General features: G+C 73.0%; 16 protein-coding genes and 1 riboswitch. Of the genes, 15 read left to right on the top strand and 1 reads right to left on the bottom strand.

The features are described 5' to 3' along the window. The first annotated feature begins 80 nt into the window (after positions 1-80). From hpnC to IE207_RS16820, 8 genes are all read left to right on the top strand, one after another. The gene (gene hpnC / locus IE207_RS16855; RefSeq protein ID WP_190185023.1) at positions 81-1,028 is read left to right on the top strand and encodes a squalene synthase HpnC; all 948 of its coding nucleotides are present in this window, start codon (positions 81-83) and stop codon (positions 1,026-1,028) included. Next, entirely contained in the window at positions 1,025-2,002 is a 978-nt protein-coding gene (hpnD, locus tag IE207_RS16850) for a presqualene diphosphate synthase HpnD (RefSeq protein ID WP_373304718.1), read from the top strand. Before hpnC ends, hpnD begins: the two co-directional genes overlap by 4 nt. Before the next feature lie 61 nt (positions 2,003-2,063). Continuing rightward, entirely contained in the window at positions 2,064-3,437 is a 1,374-nt protein-coding gene (gene hpnE, locus IE207_RS16845) for a hydroxysqualene dehydroxylase HpnE (RefSeq protein ID WP_190185022.1), read from the top strand. A 68-nt stretch (positions 3,438-3,505) separates the two neighbouring features. Next, positions 3,506-4,600: a polyprenyl synthetase family protein gene (locus tag IE207_RS16840; RefSeq protein ID WP_373304717.1), complete on the top strand. Its 1,095-nt coding sequence runs from the start codon at positions 3,506-3,508 to the stop codon at positions 4,598-4,600. Positions 4,601-4,730: 130 nt separating this feature from the next. Further along, complete coding sequence (shc, locus tag IE207_RS16835; RefSeq protein ID WP_190185021.1) at positions 4,731-6,770, top strand: squalene--hopene cyclase; 2,040 nt, start codon at positions 4,731-4,733, stop codon at positions 6,768-6,770. Continuing rightward, a complete protein-coding gene (locus IE207_RS16830; RefSeq protein ID WP_190185020.1) occupies positions 6,770-7,417 on the top strand; it encodes a phosphorylase family protein in 648 nt (215 codons plus the stop codon). Before shc ends, IE207_RS16830 begins: the two co-directional genes overlap by 1 nt. Positions 7,418-7,422: 5 nt before the next feature. Then, a complete protein-coding gene (hpnH, locus tag IE207_RS16825; RefSeq protein WP_190185019.1) occupies positions 7,423-8,454 on the top strand; it encodes an adenosyl-hopene transferase HpnH in 1,032 nt (343 codons plus the stop codon). Then, entirely contained in the window at positions 8,451-9,854 is a 1,404-nt protein-coding gene (locus tag IE207_RS16820; RefSeq protein WP_190185018.1) for an aspartate aminotransferase family protein, read from the top strand. The genes hpnH and IE207_RS16820 overlap by 4 nt, the downstream gene beginning before the upstream one ends. Before the next feature lie 36 nt (positions 9,855-9,890). Here the strand turns inward: IE207_RS16820 and IE207_RS16815 are convergent, their stop codons facing one another. Then, on the bottom strand, positions 9,891-10,697 hold the full coding sequence (locus tag IE207_RS16815; RefSeq protein ID WP_190185017.1) for a tyrosine-protein phosphatase: 807 nt from the start codon (positions 10,695-10,697) through the stop codon (positions 9,891-9,893). Positions 10,698-11,058: 361 nt separating this feature from the next. Further along, positions 11,059-11,235: riboswitch (cyclic di-AMP (ydaO/yuaA leader) on the top strand. 2 nt (positions 11,236-11,237) lie between these two features. Between IE207_RS16815 and IE207_RS16810 the strand changes: the two genes are divergently transcribed. The 7 genes from IE207_RS16810 to IE207_RS16780 all read left to right on the top strand — a co-directional run bounded on the left by IE207_RS16810 (position 11,238) and on the right by IE207_RS16780 (position 18,100). Continuing rightward, positions 11,238-12,221 carry a LysM peptidoglycan-binding domain-containing M23 family metallopeptidase gene (locus IE207_RS16810; RefSeq protein ID WP_190185016.1) on the top strand — a complete coding sequence of 328 codons (984 nt, stop codon included), beginning with the start codon at positions 11,238-11,240 and terminating at the stop codon, positions 12,219-12,221. A gap of 164 nt (positions 12,222-12,385) precedes the next feature. Further along, positions 12,386-13,171 carry an SGNH/GDSL hydrolase family protein gene (locus IE207_RS16805; RefSeq protein WP_190185015.1) on the top strand — a complete coding sequence of 262 codons (786 nt, stop codon included), beginning with the start codon at positions 12,386-12,388 and terminating at the stop codon, positions 13,169-13,171. A gap of 223 nt (positions 13,172-13,394) precedes the next feature. Beyond that, on the top strand, positions 13,395-14,594 hold the full coding sequence (locus IE207_RS16800) for an MBL fold metallo-hydrolase (RefSeq protein ID WP_190185014.1): 1,200 nt from the start codon (positions 13,395-13,397) through the stop codon (positions 14,592-14,594). A gap of 207 nt (positions 14,595-14,801) precedes the next feature. Then, positions 14,802-16,595: an ATP-binding protein gene (locus tag IE207_RS16795; protein ID WP_190185013.1), complete on the top strand. Its 1,794-nt coding sequence runs from the start codon at positions 14,802-14,804 to the stop codon at positions 16,593-16,595. 71 nt (positions 16,596-16,666) lie between these two features. Then, positions 16,667-17,098, top strand: a complete 432-nt coding sequence (locus IE207_RS16790) for a roadblock/LC7 domain-containing protein (protein WP_190185012.1) — start codon at positions 16,667-16,669, stop codon at positions 17,096-17,098. Then, on the top strand, positions 17,095-17,517 hold the full coding sequence (locus IE207_RS16785; protein ID WP_190185011.1) for a DUF742 domain-containing protein: 423 nt from the start codon (positions 17,095-17,097) through the stop codon (positions 17,515-17,517). Before IE207_RS16790 ends, IE207_RS16785 begins: the two co-directional genes overlap by 4 nt. Beyond that, the gene (locus IE207_RS16780; RefSeq protein WP_190185010.1) at positions 17,495-18,100 is read left to right on the top strand and encodes a GTP-binding protein; all 606 of its coding nucleotides are present in this window, start codon (positions 17,495-17,497) and stop codon (positions 18,098-18,100) included. The genes IE207_RS16785 and IE207_RS16780 overlap by 23 nt, the downstream gene beginning before the upstream one ends. The last annotated feature ends 17 nt before the right edge of the window (positions 18,101-18,117 follow it).

Below are 18,117 nucleotides of genomic sequence, written 5' to 3'. Positions count from 1 at the left end.
ACGGGAGATGTGACGGCAATGGCTATGGGAATTCTCCGGCCCACGGGCACGGTGGCCGTCCCCGCCCCGGGCGGCGGGCGGTGACCCCGGGGCACGGCACCCGGCCCCGGCGGCACACGGCCCCCACAGCCTCCGACGCCCACGCGCGCGCCACCCTCGGCAAGGCACGGACGGAGAACTTCCCCGTCGCCCCCTCCTTCCTCCCGCGCGCCTGGCGGGCGGGCCTCATGGCGGTCTACGGGTACGCCCGGCTGGTCGACGACATCGGCGACGGCGACCTCGCCCCCGGCGGACACGACGCCGTGCTCCTGGGCCTCGACGCGACCGCCACCGATGACCGGCTCGCCATGCTGGACGCCTTCGAAACCGACCTGGGGCGCGTCTTCGGTTCCGGCGACGGCTCCCCGCGCCACCCGCTCCTGCAGGCCCTGCAACCCGTCGTGCGGGCCCACGGCCTCACCCCCGAACCCTTCCTCGGGCTCATCGAGGCCAACCGCCAGGACCAGCTGGTCTCGCGCTACGACACGTACGAGGACCTCGTCGCCTACTGCGAGCTGTCCGCCAACCCCGTCGGCCGGCTCGTCCTCTCCCTCACCGGGACCAGCACCCCCGAGCGGATCCGCCACTCCGACGCCGTCTGCACCGCCCTGCAGATCGCCGAGCACCTCCAGGACGTCACCGAGGACCTCGGCCGCGACCGGATCTACCTCCCCGGCCAGGACATGCGCCGCTTCCACGTCACCGAGACCGACCTCGAAGCGCCCACCGCCGGAGCGTCCGTACGCTCCCTGATCGCATTCGAAACCGAACGCGCCCGCGCGCTGCTCGACGAGGGCACCCCGCTCGTCGGCAGCGTGCACGGCAGGCTCCGGCTGCTTCTCGCGGGTTTCGTGGGAGGGGGGCGCGCCGCCCTGAACGCGATCGCGGCCGCCGGCTTCGACGTAGCCCCCGGCCCGCCCAAGCCCACCAGGAGCGGCCTGCTCCGCGAGGTGGCCGCCGTCCTGCGCTCAGCGCCGAGAAAGGGGTGAGCCCGAACGTGGAGGGCCCCACACACGCGTCCGCACCGTCCGAGCCGGCTGTGCTGTCCGCACCGATTTCCGCGGCCTACAGCTACTGCGAAGCCGTCACCGGAATACAGGCGCGCAACTTCGCGTACGGCATCCGCCTGCTGCCCACCGACAAGCGGCAGGCGATGTCCGCGCTGTACGCCTTCTCCCGTCGCGTCGACGACATCGGCGACGGCACGCTGCCCGCCGACGCCAAGCTCGTCCGGCTGGAGGAGACCCGCGCCCTCCTCGGCCGGATCCGCGCAGGGGAGATCGAGGAGGACGACACGGACCCGGTCGCCGTCGCCCTCGCCCACGCCGCGCGCCGCTTCCCGATCCCCCTCGGCGGCCTCGACGAACTCATCGACGGCGTCCTCATGGACGTCCGCGGCGAGACGTACGAGACCTGGGACGACCTCAAGGCCTACTGCCGCTGCGTGGCCGGCGCCATCGGACGGCTCTCCCTCGGCGTCTTCGGCACCGCCCCCGGTGCCGCCGACGCGGCCCGCGCCCCCGAGTACGCCGACACCCTGGGCCTCGCCCTCCAACTCACCAACATCCTCAGGGACGTCCGCGAGGACGCGGGCAACGGACGCACCTACCTGCCCGCCGAGGACCTCGCCAAGTTCGGTTGCTCCGACGGCTTCCACACCGACCGGGCCCCCGCCGGCGCCGACTTCGCCGGGCTCGTCCACCACGAAGTGCGGCGCGCCCGCGCCCTGTTCGTCGAGGGCTACCGGCTGCTGCCCATGCTCGACCGGCGCAGCGGTGCGTGCGTCGCCGCCATGGCCGGCATCTACCGGCGCCTGCTGGACCGGATCGAGCGCGAACCCGAGGCCGTGCTGCGCGGACGCGTCTCACTGCCGACCCACGAGAAGGCGTACGTCGCCGTCCGCGGCCTCTCCGGCCTCGACGCGCGGACCATCTCCCGCCAGAGCACCAGGAGGCGGAGCTGATGACCGCCGGAGCAACCCCGTCCCTCACCCCGGCGTCCTCCGGGACGACGAGGGAGGACGTATGAGCGCGAACCACGCGGTGGTCGTCGGCGGCGGCCTCGCAGGAGTCACCGCCGCCCTCGAACTCGCCGGCGCCGGACTGCGGGTGACCCTCCTCGAGAGCCGGCCCCGGCTCGGCGGCCTCGCCTTCTCCTTCAAGCGCGGCGACCTCACCGTCGACAACGGCCAGCACGTCTACCTGCGCTGCTGCACCGCCTACCGCTGGTTCCTCGACCGCGTCGGCGGCACCGCCCTCGCGCCGCTGCAAGAGCGGCTCGACGTCCCCGTGCTCGACGTCGCCCACCCCGGCGGCCCGCGCCTGGGCCGGCTGCGACGCAGCGCCCTGCCCGTACCCCTGCACCTGGCGTCCTCCCTGGCCCGGTACCCGCACCTGTCCCTGGCCGAGCGGGCCGGCGTCGGGCGCGCCGCCCTGGCCCTGCGCCGCCTCGACCCCACCGACCCGGCCCTCGACGGACTGGACTTCGCGACCTGGCTCGGCCGCTACGGCCAGTCCCCGCGCGCCATCGAGGCGCTGTGGGACCTCGTGGGCATCGCCACCCTCAACGCCACCGCCGACCAGTCCTCCCTGGGCCTGGCCGCCATGGTCTTCAAGACCGGCCTGCTCTCCGAGAACGGCGCCGCCGACATCGGCTGGGCCGCGGTCCCGCTCGGCGACCTGCACGACACGCTCGCCCGCAAGGAACTCGACGCCGCCGGGGTGCGCACGCAACTGCGCGCCCGCGTCACCGGCATCTTTCGCTCCCAGGACGGCAACTGGCGGGTGGACACCGAGACCGGGACGCTGGACGCCGCCACCGTCGTCCTCGCCGTCCCGCAGCGCGAGGCGCACGGGCTGCTCCCGGCCGGGGCGCTGGCCGACCCCGACAAGCTCCTCGACATCGGCACCGCCCCCATCCTCAACGTCCACGTCGTCTACGACCGCAAGGTGCTCCGGCGCCCCTTCTTCGCCGCGCTGGGCTCCCCCGTCCAGTGGGTCTTCGACCGTACCGACGCGTCCGGACTCACCGACGGCGGCCAGTACCTGGCCCTGTCCCAGTCCGCCGCCCAGGACGACATCGACGAGCCCGTCTCCGTCCTGCGGACCAAGTACCTGCCCGAACTGGAACGGCTGCTGCCGGCCACACGCGGAGCGAAGGTGCGGGACTTCTTCGTCACCCGCGAACGCACCGCCACCTTCGCCCCCACTCCCGGCGTCGGCCGGCTCCGCCCCGGATTCCGGACCGACACGCCGGGGCTGTATCTCGCCGGTGCGTGGACCGCCACCGGTTGGCCCGCGACCATGGAGAGCGCCGTCCGCAGCGGAGTGGGCGCGGCACACGCCGCACTCGCCGCGCTCGGCCGCCACCGCGAAAACCCCCTGCAAGAGGCGGCATGACCACCACCAGCACCAGCGGCACACCCGCAGCACGCACAACAGCACGTACAGGAACCAGAGGAGAGCCAGTGAACCCGGGGAATCCGGCTGTCGAGAACACCGGCGCCAGCGTGGGCACGGCCGGTGGGGAGGCAGCGGACACGCTCGCCCTGCTGGAACGCGGCCGCACCCTGTCCACCCCGGTGCTCCGCGCCGCCGTCGACCGGCTCGCGGCGCCCATGGACACCGTCGCCGCCTACCACTTCGGCTGGATCGACGCCCAGGGCAACCCCGCGGACGGCGACCAGGGCAAGGCCGTGCGGCCCGCCCTCGCACTGCTCTCCGCCGAAGCCGCGGGCGTCGCCGCCGAGGTCGGCATCCCCGGCGCCGTCGCCGTCGAACTCGTCCACAACTTCTCCCTGCTGCACGACGACCTGATGGACGGCGACGAGCAGCGCCGCCACCGCGACACGGTGTGGAAGGTGCACGGCCCGGCGCAGGCCATCCTCGTCGGCGACGCGCTGTTCGCCCTCGCCAACGAGGTCCTGCTGGAGCTGGGAACCGTCGAGGCGGGCCGCGCGGCGCGCCGGCTGACCACGGCGACCCGCAAGCTCATCGACGGCCAGGCGCAGGACATCTCCTACGAGCACCGCGAGCGCGTCAGCGTCGAGGAGTGCCTGGAGATGGAGGGCAACAAGACGGGCGCCCTGCTGGCCTGCGCCATCTCCATCGGCGCCGTGCTCGGCGGCGCGGACGACCGTACCGCCGACAAGCTGGAGGAGTACGGGTACCACCTCGGCCTCGCCTTCCAGGCCGTCGACGACCTGCTCGGCATCTGGGGCGACCCGGAAGCCACCGGCAAGCAGACCTGGAGCGACCTGCGCCAGCGCAAGAAGTCCCTGCCGGTCGTCGCCGCCCTCGCCGCGGGCGGGCCCGCCTGCGAGGAACTGGGCCGGCTGCTGGCCGCCGACGCCAAGAGCAACGACTTCGAGAACTTCTCCGAAGAGGAGTTCGCCGCCCGCGCCGCCCTCATCGAGGAGGCCGGCGGGCGCCAGTGGACCGCAGACGAGGCCCGCCGCCAGCACGCCGTGGCGATCCGCGCGCTCGACGACGTCGACATGCCGCAGCGGGTGCGCGACCAGCTCGTCGCCCTCGCCGACTTCGTCGTCGTGCGTAAAAGGTGATTATCGCCCGGGCGCGGATATGAATCATGAGTCGCCGGCCGGCGCCGCCCACCTGCTTGGCACTGCCTAGGCGTGCACCGGCCGACGGCAGACCCCAGCACAGCAGAGGACACTGCACGAAGGGGAAGCCATGACAGCGACGACCGACGGCGCCGGAACCCCGGGCGCGGGGCCCGCGCGCGAGCCGGCCGCCACCCCGGGCGCGCTGCCCGGGGTCCAGGACGCCACCGAGCGCGCCATCCGCCACCTGCTCGACCGGCAGGATCCGGCCGGATGGTGGAAGGGCGACCTGGAGACCAACGTCACCATGGACGCCGAGGACCTGCTGCTGCGGCAGTTCCTCGGCATCCGGGACGAGGCCACCACGCACGCCGCGGCCTTATTCGTCCGCGGGCAGCAACGCGAGGACGGCACCTGGGCCACCTTCCACGGCGGACCGCCCGAACTCTCCGCCACCATCGAGGCGTACGTCGCGCTGCGGCTCGCCGGGGACCCGCCCGACGCCCCGCACATGGCGCGCGCCTCGGCCTGGATCCGGTCCCGCGGGGGGATCGCCGCCGCCCGGGTCTTCACCCGGATCTGGCTGGCCCTCTTCGGCTGGTGGAAGTGGGAGCACCTGCCCGAACTCCCGCCCGAACTGGTCTTCCTGCCGCCCTGGGTGCCGCTCAACATCTACGACTTCGGCTGCTGGGCCCGCCAGACCATCGTCCCGCTCACCGTGGTCTCCGCCCTGCGTCCGGTCCGTCCCGCGCCGTTCGCACTGGACGAGCTGCACACCGACGCACGCAACCCCAACCCCGCCAAACGCAGTGCCCCGCTCGCCAGTTGGGACGGCGCCTTCCAGCGCATGGACAAGGCCCTGCACCTCTACCGGCGCTTCGCCCCACGCCGGCTGCGCAAGGCCGCCATGGACACCGCCGCCCGCTGGATCATCGAGCGCCAGGAGAACGACGGCTGCTGGGGCGGGATCCAGCCCCCCGCCGTCTACTCCGTCATCGCCCTGCACCTGCTCGGCTACGACCTCGGACACCCCGTGATGCGGGCCGGCCTGGAATCCCTCGACCGGTTCGCCGTCTGGCGCGAGGACGGTTCCCGGATGATCGAGGCCTGTCAGTCGCCGGTCTGGGACACCTGCCTCGCCGCCATCGCCCTGGCCGACGCGGGCCTGCCGGCCGACCATCCCGCCCTGCTCAAGGCCGCCGACTGGATGCTCGGCGAGGAGATCACCCGCAGTGGCGACTGGGCCGTGCGCAGGCCCGGACTCGCCCCCGGGGGCTGGGCGTTCGAGTTCCACAACGACACCTACCCCGACATCGACGACACCGCCGAGGTGGTCCTCGCGCTGCGCCGGATCGCCCACCCCGACCCGGCGAAGGTCGAGGCCGCCATCGCCCGGGGGGTGGCCTGGAACCTCGGCATGCAGTCGAAGAACGGCGCCTGGGGGGCCTTCGACGCCGACAACACCAGCCCCTTCCCCAACCGGCTCCCCTTCTGCGACTTCGGCGAGGTCATCGACCCGCCCTCGGCCGACGTCACCGCCCACGTCGTCGAGATGCTCGCCGTCGAAGGCATGACGGGCGACGCCCGGACCCGGCGGGGCATCGCCTGGCTGCTGGCCGAACAGGAGCCCAGCGGCGCGTGGTTCGGCCGCTGGGGCACCAACTACGTGTACGGCACCGGCTCGGTGGTCCCGGCCCTCACCGCCGCCGGACTCCCCACCGCTCACCCCGCGATCCGGCGGGCCGTGGCCTGGCTGGAGTCCGTACAGAACGAGGACGGGGGGTGGGGGGAGGACCAGCGGTCCTACAAGGACCCCGCCTGGGCCGGGAAGGGCGCCTCCACCGCCTCCCAGACCGCATGGGCGCTCATGGCCCTGCTCTCGGCCGGGGAACGCGAGGGCAGGGCCGTGGAACGCGGCATCGCCCACCTCGTACACACCCAGCGCGAGGACGGCTCCTGGGACGAGCCGTACTTCACCGGCACCGGCTTCCCCTGGGACTTCTCCATCAACTACCACCTGTACCGGCAGGTGTTCCCGCTGACCGCCCTCGGCCGCTACCTGTACGGGGAACCGTTCGGCCCCGGAGGCCGGTACACGGCCGGCCCCGCCCACGTGAGCGCGGCGGGTCCCGTCCGCGAGGCCACGGCGGTCCTCGCCGAGGAGGCCTGATGGGCGACCGCGCCGACCCCGCCCCCGTACCGCTGCTCGTGGCCTGCGCCCTGCGCATCGAACGGCTGGCCCTGCGCAGCGGCGGCGACCGCGGCTCCCCGCGGGAGTACGCCGTCCTGCGCACCGGCATGGGCCCGCGAGCCGCCGAGCGGGCCGTCACCCGGGCCCTCGCCGCGCCCGGCATGGCCGGGGCCGCCGTCCTCGCCACCGGCTTCTGCGCCGGCCTCGCCCCCGGCATGAACCCCGGCGACCTGGTCGTCGCCGAGGAAGCCAGGGACCCCCGGGGCACCGTCGTCTGCGACGGCGCCCCCCTGCTCGCCGAGGCACTGGCCCGGGCCGTCCCCGGCCGGACCGTGCACACCGGCGCACTGACCGGATCCGACCACGTCGTACGGGGCCAGGAACGCGCCCAGCTGCGCGCCACCGGCGCCATCGCCGTCGACATGGAATCCGCGGCCACCTTGTGGACCGCCACCTGGGGCGCGAGCCGTCCGGTTGCGGCCGTCCGGGTGATCGTGGACGCTCCGGAGCACGAGCTCGTCCGAATCGGCACGGTCCGCGGAGGAATATCGGCCTTCCGCGTATTGCGTGCCGTACTGCCCGCGTTTTATGACTGGCACCGTTCTTTGCTGCTCCCCAGGAGGTGAGCCAGATGGCCATGCCGTTGCGACAGTCCATCAGGGTCGGGACCTATCTTCTCGAACAGAAGCTGCGCAAGCGTGAGAAGTTCCCGCTGATCGTCGAGCTGGAGCCGCTCTACGCCTGCAACCTGGCATGCGAGGGGTGCGGGAAGATCCAGCACCCGGCGGGGGTGCTCAAGCAGCGCATGCCCGTCGCCCAGGCCGTCGGCGCCGTGCTGGAGTCGGGGGCGCCCATGGTGTCCATCGCCGGCGGCGAACCCCTGATGCACCCCCAGATCCACGAGATCGTCCGGCAGCTGGTGGCACGCAGGAAGTACGTCTTCCTCTGCACCAACGCGATGCTGCTCCGCAAGAAGATCGAGAAGTTCACCCCCTCCCCTTACTTCGCGTTCGCGGTGCACATCGACGGGCTGCGCGAGCGGCACGACGAGTCCGTGGCCAAGGAAGGCGTCTTCGACGAGGCGGTGGCGGCCATCAAGGAAGCCAAGAGCCGCGGTTTCCGGGTCACCACGAACTCCACCTTCTTCAACACCGACACACCGCAGACGATCATCGAGGTGCTGAACTACCTCAACGACGACCTCAAGGTCGACGAAATGATGATCTCGCCCGCCTACGCCTACGAAAAGGCCCCCGACCAGGAACACTTCCTCGGTGTCGAACAGACCAGGGAACTCTTCAAGAAGGCCTTCGCCGGCGGCAACCGGCGGCGCTGGCGGCTCAACCACTCCCCGCTCTTCCTGGACTTCCTGGAAGGCAAGGCCGATTTCCCCTGCACCGCCTGGGCCATTCCGAATTACTCCCTCTTCGGCTGGCAGCGGCCCTGCTACCTGATGAGCGACGGATACGTCCCGACGTACCGGGAACTGATCGACGACACCGACTGGAGCAAGTACGGCCGCGGCAAGGACCCGCGCTGCGCGAACTGCATGGCGCACTGCGGCTACGAGCCGACCGCCGTCCTCGCCACGATGGGCTCCCTCAAGGAGTCCCTGCGCGCGGCCAGGGAGACGCTCGGCGGCAACCGGGACACCTCGGCATGACGCCCGCAACCGCAGGGGGCAAGGGCTTCGACCTCGGCGCCCTGCTGGCCGAACGCGGCGCCGAGCGGTACGAACTGCACGCCCGGCACCTCAACCACCAGCTGCCCCGGATGCTGCACACCATCGGCTTCGACAAGGTCTACGAGCGGGCGGAAGGGGCCCACTTCTGGGACGCCGAGGGCAACGACTACCTCGACATGCTCGCCGGTTTCGGCGTGATGGGCCTCGGCCGGCACCACCCGGTCGTCCGCCGGGCCCTGCACGACGTCCTGGACGCCCAGCTCGCCGACCTCACCCGCTTCGACTGCCAGCCGCTGCCCGGGCTGCTGGCCGAGAAGCTCCTGTCCTACAGCCCGCACCTGGACCGGGTCTTCTTCGGCAACAGCGGCACCGAAGCGGTGGAGACCGCCCTCAAGTTCGCCCGGTACGCCACCGGACGCCCCAGGGTCCTCTACTGCGACCACGCCTTCCACGGCCTGACCGCGGGCTCCCTCTCGGTCAACGGCGAGGGCGGCTTCCGCGACGGCTTCGCGCCGCTGCTGCCCGACACCCGGATCCCGCTCGGCGACCTGGCCGCGCTGGAGCGGGAGCTGAAACGGGGCGACGTCGCCGCCTTCGTCGTGGAACCCATCCAGGGCAAGGGGGTGCTCGCGCCTCCGCCCGGGTTCCTGCTCGCCGCCCAGGACCTGCTGCGCCGCCACAAGGCACTCCTGATCGCCGACGAGGTGCAGACCGGCCTCGGACGCACCGGGGAGTTCTACGCGTACCAGCACGAACCGGGCCTGGAACCCGATCTGGTGTGCGTGGCCAAGGCCCTCTCCGGGGGCTACGTACCGGTCGGGGCGACCCTCGGGAGGGACTGGATCTTCAAGAAGGTCTACTCCTCCATGGACCGGGTGCTGGTGCACTCCGCGAGCTTCGGCTCCAACGCGCAGGCGATGGCGGCCGGACTGGCGGTGCTCACCGTCATGGAGGACGAGGGGATCGTGGCCCACGCCCGCGCGACGGGAGACCTGCTGCGCGGGCGGCTCGCCGCCATGGTGGACGAGTACGAGCTTCTGCACGAGGTGCGCGGGCGCGGGCTGATGATCGGCATCGAGTTCGGCCGCCCGTCCTCGCTCGGTCTGCGCAGCCGCTGGACGATGCTCCAGGCGGCCCGCAAGGGGCTCTTCGCGCAGATGGTCGTGGTCCCGCTGCTCCAGAAGCACCGGATCCTCACGCAGGTCTCCGGGGACCACTTGGAGGTCATCAAGCTGATCCCGCCGCTGATCGTCGACGAGGCGGATGTGGACCGCTTCGTCGTCGCCTTCCGCGAGGTCATGGACGAGGCGCACGGCGGGGGCGCCCTGATGTGGGACTTCGGCAGGACCCTCGTGAAGCAGGCCGTCGGCAACCGCTGACGGCCTGCCCCGGCCGCCTCGCCTTCGAGGGGCCGGTCAGTCGAGGAGCCGGTCCCGCAGCCGGCCGAGGGTCGCGGGCGTGAGCCCGAGCCCCTCGGCCAGGTAGGGCCCCACCCCGCCCCACGTCGCGTCGATCGTCTCGAAGGCGGTGGTCAGGAATTCGGCGCGGGCGTCGAACAGGGGGGCCAGCAGCTCCATCACCTCGGGGGAGCGGGCGTCGGGGGAGTCGTCGCCCCGGCGCACCCGGTAGCGGTTGTGCGGAGCGTTGGACTCCAGGTAGTCCGCCACGATCGCCTCCCGCTCGACCCCGAGGGCGAGCAGTGTGACGGCGATCGACAGCCCGGCCCGGTCCTTGCCGGCCGCGCAGTGCATCAGGGCCGGGACGCTGTCCTCGGCGAGCGCGTGCACGACCCGGCTGTGCTCGGCCGTCCGGTCCCTGATGATCGCCCGGTACGAGTTCCTCATGCGGGCGGCGGCCCTTCCCTCGCCCAGGAGGCCCCGGAGCTGCCCCAGATCGCCGTCGCGGACCATTTTCCAGAACTCCCGGCCGTCCGCGGGGTCCGTCAGCGGAATGTTCACGTTCCGGACGCCGGGCAGTTCGACATCGGGCCCTTCCAGTGCGTGATCGGCGCCGTTGCGGAAGTCGAAAACGGTGTGCAGGCCGAGCGAGGCCAAGAATTCCACGTCGTTTTCAGTGGCATGCGCCAGATGTCCGCTTCGGAAGAGAAGTCCCGACCTGACCCTCCGTCCGTCGGTGGTCGGCAGTCCACCCACGTCGCGGAAATTGTGCACTCCGGACAGTTCGGGCCCCGCGGGCGGGTTGGCGGCTATCTGCTGGGTCACGGGACGGGTCCTCCGCATCGTCGTGGGCCGTCGCGGCCGGGGTGGTGGGCGCGGGCTGCCGGGTTCTTCGTCACACTGTCCGAATTGCGCTGGTTGGGGCCAACTTGCCATATCCGGAGGCGAGATCACGCCGGACGCCGTGAGCCAGATCATACGGTGACCGTGCGTGCCTGATCGCGGAACGCGAATTCCCTTGTCGTAACGGTCGTTGCAGGCACTGAATGGACGGAGGGTGACGGGAATTCAGCCGGCTCCCCATACCTGCTATTCCGTCAGGAAATTCACGGCTTGTTGTGCACCGCCCCGCTGGATTACCTTCGCGATCGATCCGGGTGGACCGCCGAATCCTGCCGCCGCCCGGGAACCGCACCCGACTATTCACGCGCGCGGCAGGAGCGGGGGAACCAGGTAAGCCGCTGTTCCGGATCTTCCCGCCGGAACGGCTCGGGGTGAAGCCGTACATCGCTGCTGTGCGTACGGCCGGACATCTCCAGTCCGAACCCGACAGCTCACCTCGCAGGCGACGGAGAGGAATTCGTCATGCCCGCAAAAGGCAAGCACCGCCGTCCGAAGTCCCGTGCCATACCCCGCGGCCTGGCCGCCGCCGGTACCGGTGGCGCAGCGCTCGCGCTGCCGCTGATGGGCGCCGCCGGCGCCCACGCCGCCCCCGCCGCCACCCACGCCGCCACCCAGGCCGCGCTGCCCGTCCAGGCCCCTCAGCTCCCGGCATCGGTCCAGGCCGAGCCCGCCGCCGCCCCGGCCGCCGCCCCCGTCGTCTACACCGTCGTCCCCGGCGACTACCTGTCGAAGATCGCCGCCGAGCGCCACGTGTCCGGCGGCTGGGAGCGCTTGTACGCCGACAACCGCGAGGCCGTCGGCGAGAACCCCTCCCTGATCCACCCGGGCCTGCGGCTGACGCTCGCCGGGCACGGCGAGAAGGCCCCCGCCAAGCCGGCCGCCCGGGCCGACGGCCCGGCCTCGGCTCCGGACGGCTCCCACCGTTCCTCCGGCAAGGCCCAGGCGCCCTCCGAGGCCGGCTCCGGCAGCGGTTCGGCCGCCGAGCAGCCCGAGGCCCCGTCCGCGCAGGGCTCCGGCTCCTCGACCGGCACCGTCGCGGCGTCCGGATTCGTCGCCCCGGTCAGCGGCGGGACCTCCACCCCGTACAAGCAGGCGGGCAGCATGTGGTCCTCCGGTTACCACACCGGCGTCGACTTCATCGCGAGCACCGGCACCAGCGTCAAGGCGGTCGGCGCCGGCACCGTGGTCACGGCGGGCTGGGGCGGTGCGTACGGCAACGAGGTAGTGATCCGGCACGCCGACGGCAAGTACTCCCAGTACGGACACCTCTCCCAGCTGTCCGTCTCGGTCGGTCAGAGCGTCACCGCCGGACAGCAGATCGGACTCTCCGGCGCCACCGGCAACGTGACCGGCCCGCACCTCCACTTCGAGATCCGCACCGGCCCGTCCTACGGCTCGGACATCGACCCGCTCGCGTACCTGCGCTCGAAGGGCGTCAGCGTCTGACGCACCGCGAGCAGGGGCGCACAGATGCAGGAGGCCGGGGCTCCCAAGGGGGTTCCGGCCTCACGCGTTTCTTATTCCTCATGTGCATCGTGGCATAGATCACGGTCCGTCAAACCCTCATTACGTTGGCGTAGGTTGCCCGCGGGGGTGAAGGATGTGGTGCTGTGGCAGCGACGAAGACGACACTCAAGACCATCGGTTCGTACGCGGCGATCGGGGACAGCTTCACCGAGGGCGTAGGGGACCCGGGACCCGGGGATTCATATCTCGGCTGGGCGGACCGGCTTGCCGTGCTCCTGGCCGATCAGCGGGAAGAACACGATTTCCGGTACGCGAACCTGGCCGTGCGGGGGAAGGTGCTCGACCAGATCGTGGCCGATCAGGTCCCGAGGGCCAAGGCCCTCGCACCCGACCTCGTCACCTTCTGCGCGGGGGGCAACGACATCATCCGTCCGGGAACCGACCCGGACGACGTGGCCGAGCGCTTCGAGGCGGCCGTGGCCGACCTCGCCGGCTCCGTCGGCCAGGTCATGATCACGACCGGGTTCGACACCCGGGGGGTGCCGGTCCTCAAGCACTTGCGGGGCAAGGTGGCGACGTACAGCGCGCACGTGCGCGCCATCGCCGACCGGTACGACTGCCCGGTGCTCGACCTCTGGTCGCTCAAGTCCGTGCAGGACCGGCGGGCCTGGGACACCGACCGGCTGCACCTCTCACCCGAAGGGCACACCCGGGTCGCGCTGCGCGCCGCCCAGGTGCTCGGCCTCGACGTGCCCGCCGACCCCGACCAGCCGTGGCCGCCGGAACGGCCGCGCGGCTCGGTGGACGTGACCCGCGACAACGTCCAGTGGGCGCGCGAGCACCTGGTGCCCTGGATCGGGCGGCGGCTGCGCGGCGAGTCCTCCGGGGACCACGTCGAGGCGAAGCGGCCGGACCTGCTGCCGCTGTAGGGGTGACGGGGCCCGTGTGGGCGGCGGACCTGTGCGGGCGGCGGCGCCTCTTTTCGGGGCGCGGGGGCGGATCTGCGGCCTGCGCAGGGCACGGGGTGACCGGGTGGCGGGGGAATCCCGCGACACGCCGGAGGGCCGCAAGCGGAATCCCCGCGGGCCGGTGTGCGTTGGGATGGTCGTAGACACCTACGACCGTCCTGCCCCCATCCTCACAGGAGGCGCCTTGTCCGGCTCCCGTCCCCTGCGTCCCCGGCTGCGCGCCCTGCGGCCCGAAGCCTTCGGCGCGGACCCGTCCGGTGCCCGGCTGGAGCGGATCCTGCGCTCGCCGAACTTCGCCGACGGAGTCTTCCAGAACCCGGTGGGGGCCCGGACCAGGCCTTCCGGCTCCATGGCGGAGTTCGCCAAGATCTACTTCCACAAGGAGCAGCGCCTGCGGCGCAGCCCGGGCGCGCCGATCCCGGTGTACCCGACGACCCTCGCCGAGCTCGCCAAGCCGCCCGCGAGCGGACTGCGGCTGACGTGGATGGGGCACTCCAGCGTCCTCGCCGAGATCGACGGCCACCGGGTGCTGTTCGACCCGGTGTGGGGTGAGCGGTGCTCCCCCTTCCCGTTCGCGGGGCCCAAGCGGCTGCACCCGGTGCCGGTACCGCTGGCCTCGCTCGGGGAGGTCGACGTCGTGGTGATCTCCCACGACCACTACGACCACCTCGACCTCCCGACGATCAAGGCGCTCGCCGGTACGGACACGGTCTTCGCCGTCCCGCTCGGAGTCGGCGCCCACCTGGAGCGCTGGGGCGTCCCGGCGGAGCGGCTGCGCGAGCTGGACTGGAACGAGAGCACCAAGGTCGCCGGGCTCTCCCTCACCGCCACCCCCGCGCGGCACTTCTGCGGACGCGGCCTGCGCAACCAGCAGTTCACCCTCTGGGCGTCCTGGGTCGTCGAAGGCGACGCGCACCGGATCTACCACAGCGGTGACACGGGCTACTTCCCGGGCTTCCAGGAGATCGGCGCCGCGCACGGCCCGTTCGACGCCACGATGATCCAGATCGGGGCGTACTCCGAGTACTGGCCCGACATCCACATGACGCCCGAGGAGGGCATGCGCGCCCACCTCGACCTCCAGGGCGGCATCCCGCACGGCACGATGCTGCCGATCCACTGGGGCACCTTCAACCTGGCCCCGCACCCGTGGGACGAGCCGGGCGAGGGCACCTTCGCCGCGGCGGAGGCGGCCGGTGCGGCGATCGCGCTGCCGGTGCCGGGCCAGCCCTTCGAGCCGGGAGCCGCCGACGCGCCGGCCGAGCCGTGGTGGCGCCCCTTCGTCGCGGACGCCGCCCCCGCGACGGCACCCGTCTCCCCTCCCGCCTCCGCCACGCCGAAGCCGGCGCTGCCCCACGAGGAGCCGGAGTCGGTGGGCTCGTAACACCGCCGCGCCGCCGGCGAGCCGCGGGGCGCCGGCGGCATATTCGGGCGGTCGTGCGAGCGCTCCTTCCCAGGCGGTAAGCACCCGGTGAAGTTGCCCAACCGGGCGTCCGGGGTGGGACTGTGCGGTCTAGCGTGGGTATCCGGTGATCAACACCGGGCCTTGGCAGTGCCGGGGGCCCGGAAGCCCCACGTACCGAGGACCCCGATGTCCGGATACCGCGTCGCCCGCCACGCACCGTCGAGACACGCCGCCACCGGCCCCGGCCGGCAGTTACGCCCCCAGCTGCTCCGGGCCGCCGTCCTGCCCACGCTCGCCGCCGGACTCAGCGGCGCGGCCGCCGTGATCTTCACCCTGCAACTCGGCGGCGGTGAGGGCACCCGCGACCCCCGGCTGTGGCCCGTGCTCACCGGCTGCGGGCTGCTCGCGGTCGGTGCGCTCGCCGCCGCCCTGCTCGGTGCGCAGCGCGCGGCGAAGGCCGTACGCGAACGGTGCGAGGCCCTGCGCCGCTCCAGCCTGCGCGGCCGCCAGGAGCTGCGGACGGCCGCCGACCGGCTGGAGCGGGGCGAGATGCCGCCCCGCCCGGTGCGCGGCGGACCGCCGCCGGGCACCGACCCCGCGGGCGTGGACGAGTTCTGGCTGCTCGCGCAGGAGCTGCGCGGCGCCCGTGAACAGGCGCACCAAGTGCTCGTACGGCTGGCCGGGCAGGCCGCCCCGTCCGACAGCGACCGCAAGGTCGAGGTGTTCGTCAACCTGGCGCGTCGGCTCCAGTCCCTCGTGCACCGCGAGATTTCGCTGCTGGACGACCTCGAAGACACGGTCGAGGACCCGGACCTGCTGAGGGAGCTCTTCCACGTCGACCACCTCGCCACCCGGATCCGGCGCCACGCCGAGAACCTCGCCGTGCTCGGCGGCGCCGCCTCCCGTCGGCAGTGGACCCGTCCCATCGACCTGAGCGAGGTGCTGAGGTCCTCCGTCGCGGAGGTCGAGCAGTACACGCGGGTCAAGGTGGTGCCCCCGGCGGGCGGCACCGTCCGCGGGCACGCCGTCGCCGACGTCGTCCACCTGCTGGCGGAGCTCATCGAGAACGCCACCGTCTTCTCCGCCCCCGACACCGACGTGGTGGTGCGCGCCGAACGCGTCACCGCCGGGATCGCGGTCGAGGTGGAGGACCGGGGGCTGGGCATGCCGGCCGAGGAGCAGCACCGGATGAACGCCCTCCTGGGCGATCCCGACCAGGTCAACGTGCGGCACCTGCTGGCCGACGGCCGGATCGGCCTGTTCGTGGTGTCGGCCCTGGCCCGCAGGCACGGGGTCGCCGTCGAGCTCAAGTCCAACATCTACGGCGGGGTGCGGGCAGTGCTCGTGCTGCCGCACGAGTTGCTGGGCGCGCAGCCGCCGGGCGCCGCCGACGCACAGGGCGGTTCGACGGCCACGTCGTGGGGGACCGGGTCGGGGGCGGCGATGCCTCCGCTGGAGCCCGTGCGCACGCCCCCTCCGCCGCGCCGGCCCGAACCGGCGGACACCGGCCCGACGGTGCCGGCGTGGGCCGAGCCGGTGCCGGGCGCGCGTCCGCGTGCGCGGCCGCTCGCGGAACCGGTCCCGTACGCGGTGTCCGACGCGGGCCCCGGCCCGGGCTCCGACGGGGACCGGGCCTTCGACGCGGCTCGTCCCGACACCGCAGCAGAGCCCGCCCTGGATGCCGCCGCTCACGCCGCCGCCGACGTCCACGCGGTCGCCGCCGCCCACCCCGTCGCCGGCCCCGGTTTCGCCGGCGCCGGAGGCCCGGTGCCGGCCGCCCTCACCGTGCCCGCCGCCCGGGTGGACCCCGACCGGCCGACGCTGCCCCGTCGCCGTGCGCAGGAGCACCTCGTGCCCGAGTTGCGCGAGGCCCCGGCCCCGCGCCGGGCCCCGGAAGCCGAGCCGCCCGTGCACGATCCCGGCCTGATGGCGGCCTTCCGGCGCGGCTTCGACAGGGCCGGGTCGGAGCCCCCGGCATGACGCCGCCCGGCGCGCCGGCGGCCGCGCCCCCTCCCGTCCCCACCCCCCACCCCAGCAAGGAGCGCACCCTCATGAGCGGCGAAGTGGTGACCAGGACAAGCCGGCTCTCGGATCTCGACTGGCTGCTCGGCGGCCTGGTCCAGCGCGTGCCGTACACCCGCAGCGCGGTGCTGCTCACGGCGGACGGACTCGTCAGCTGCGTGCACGGCCTGGACGCCGACAGCGCCGACCACTTGGCGGCGCTGGCATCGGGCCTGTACTCGCTGGGCCGCAGTGCCGGATCCCGGTTCGCGGACGGCGCGGAGGTCCGGCAGGTGGTGGTGGAGCTCGACTCGGCGCTGGTCTTCGTATCGGCGGCCGGTTCCGGCACTTGCCTGGCGGTGCTGGCGGACCGGGAGGCCGACGCGGGGGTGCTGGGTTATGAGATGGCGATGCTGGTGAAGAGCGTACGTCCCTACCTGGCGGCCCCGGCGCGTCGGCCCGTCGCCGACTCGGAGCGATGAGGGCCGCGGCGCGGGGGGCGCACGGGTGCGGCACGCGGCGCGAGACCGCGCCCTGGCTGGACGACACGGCGGGCCGGGTCATGCGCCCGTACACGGCGAGCGGCGGCCGGACCCGGCCGGCCGTCGCGCTGGACCTGCTCTCGCTGGTGACGGCGACGGGCGTACGCCCGCGCGCGCCGCTCGGCGCGGAACACACCCTCGCGCTGCGCCTGTGCGCCGGCGCGGCGGCGGTGACGGTCGCGGAGGTGGCCGGCCAGCTACGGCTCCCGGCGGGGGTGGTGAAGGTGCTGCTGTCCGATCTGATGGAACACGGGGCCGTGCAGGCGCGGGCGCCGAGGTTCCCGGGCGGTGACTCGCTCCCCGCCGACGACCTGGACCTGCTGCGGGCGGTGCTCGATGGCCTACGCCGAAGGCTGTGACGACCGGGGCCTGCCCGCGACCTTGAAGATCCTGGTCGCGGGCGGGTTCGGGGCGGGGAAGACGACTTTCGTGGGCGCGGTGAGCGAGATCGAACCGCTGTGCACGGAGGAGCTGCTGAGCGGCCTCGGCGAGAGCACCGACCCGCTGGGAGGGGTGGAGGCGAAGACGACGACCACCGTCGCCCTGGACTTCGGAAGGATCACCCTCGACCGGGGCCACGTCCTGTACCTCTTCGGCACGCCCGGGCAGCAGCGCTTCTGGTTCCTCTGGGAGGAGCTGTGCGCCGGCGCGCTGGGGGCGGTGGTCCTGGCCGACACGCGCCGCCTCGCCGACTGTTTCCCCGCCGTGGACTTCTTCGAGCGGCGCGGGATCGGGTTCATCGTCGCCGTCAACGAGTTCGACGGCTGCCACCGCTACACGCCCGGGGAGGTCCGGGAGGCGGTGGGGCTCGGACCGGACGTGCCCGTCGTGCGCTGTGACGCGCGGCTGACCAGTTCCGGCACGGGGGCGCTGGCCGCCCTCGTCCACCACCTGCTGTTCAACGCCGCCGGGTCCGCGAGTGCGGCGGACCCGGCCACCTAGGAGGATCGGGGGAACCG

The organism is Streptomyces cirratus, assembly GCF_014650775.1.
GTDB lineage: Bacteria > Actinomycetota > Actinomycetes > Streptomycetales > Streptomycetaceae > Streptomyces > Streptomyces cirratus.
Note: the sequence above shows the minus strand (reverse complement) of the source record. Positions and strands in the feature narration are given on the sequence as shown.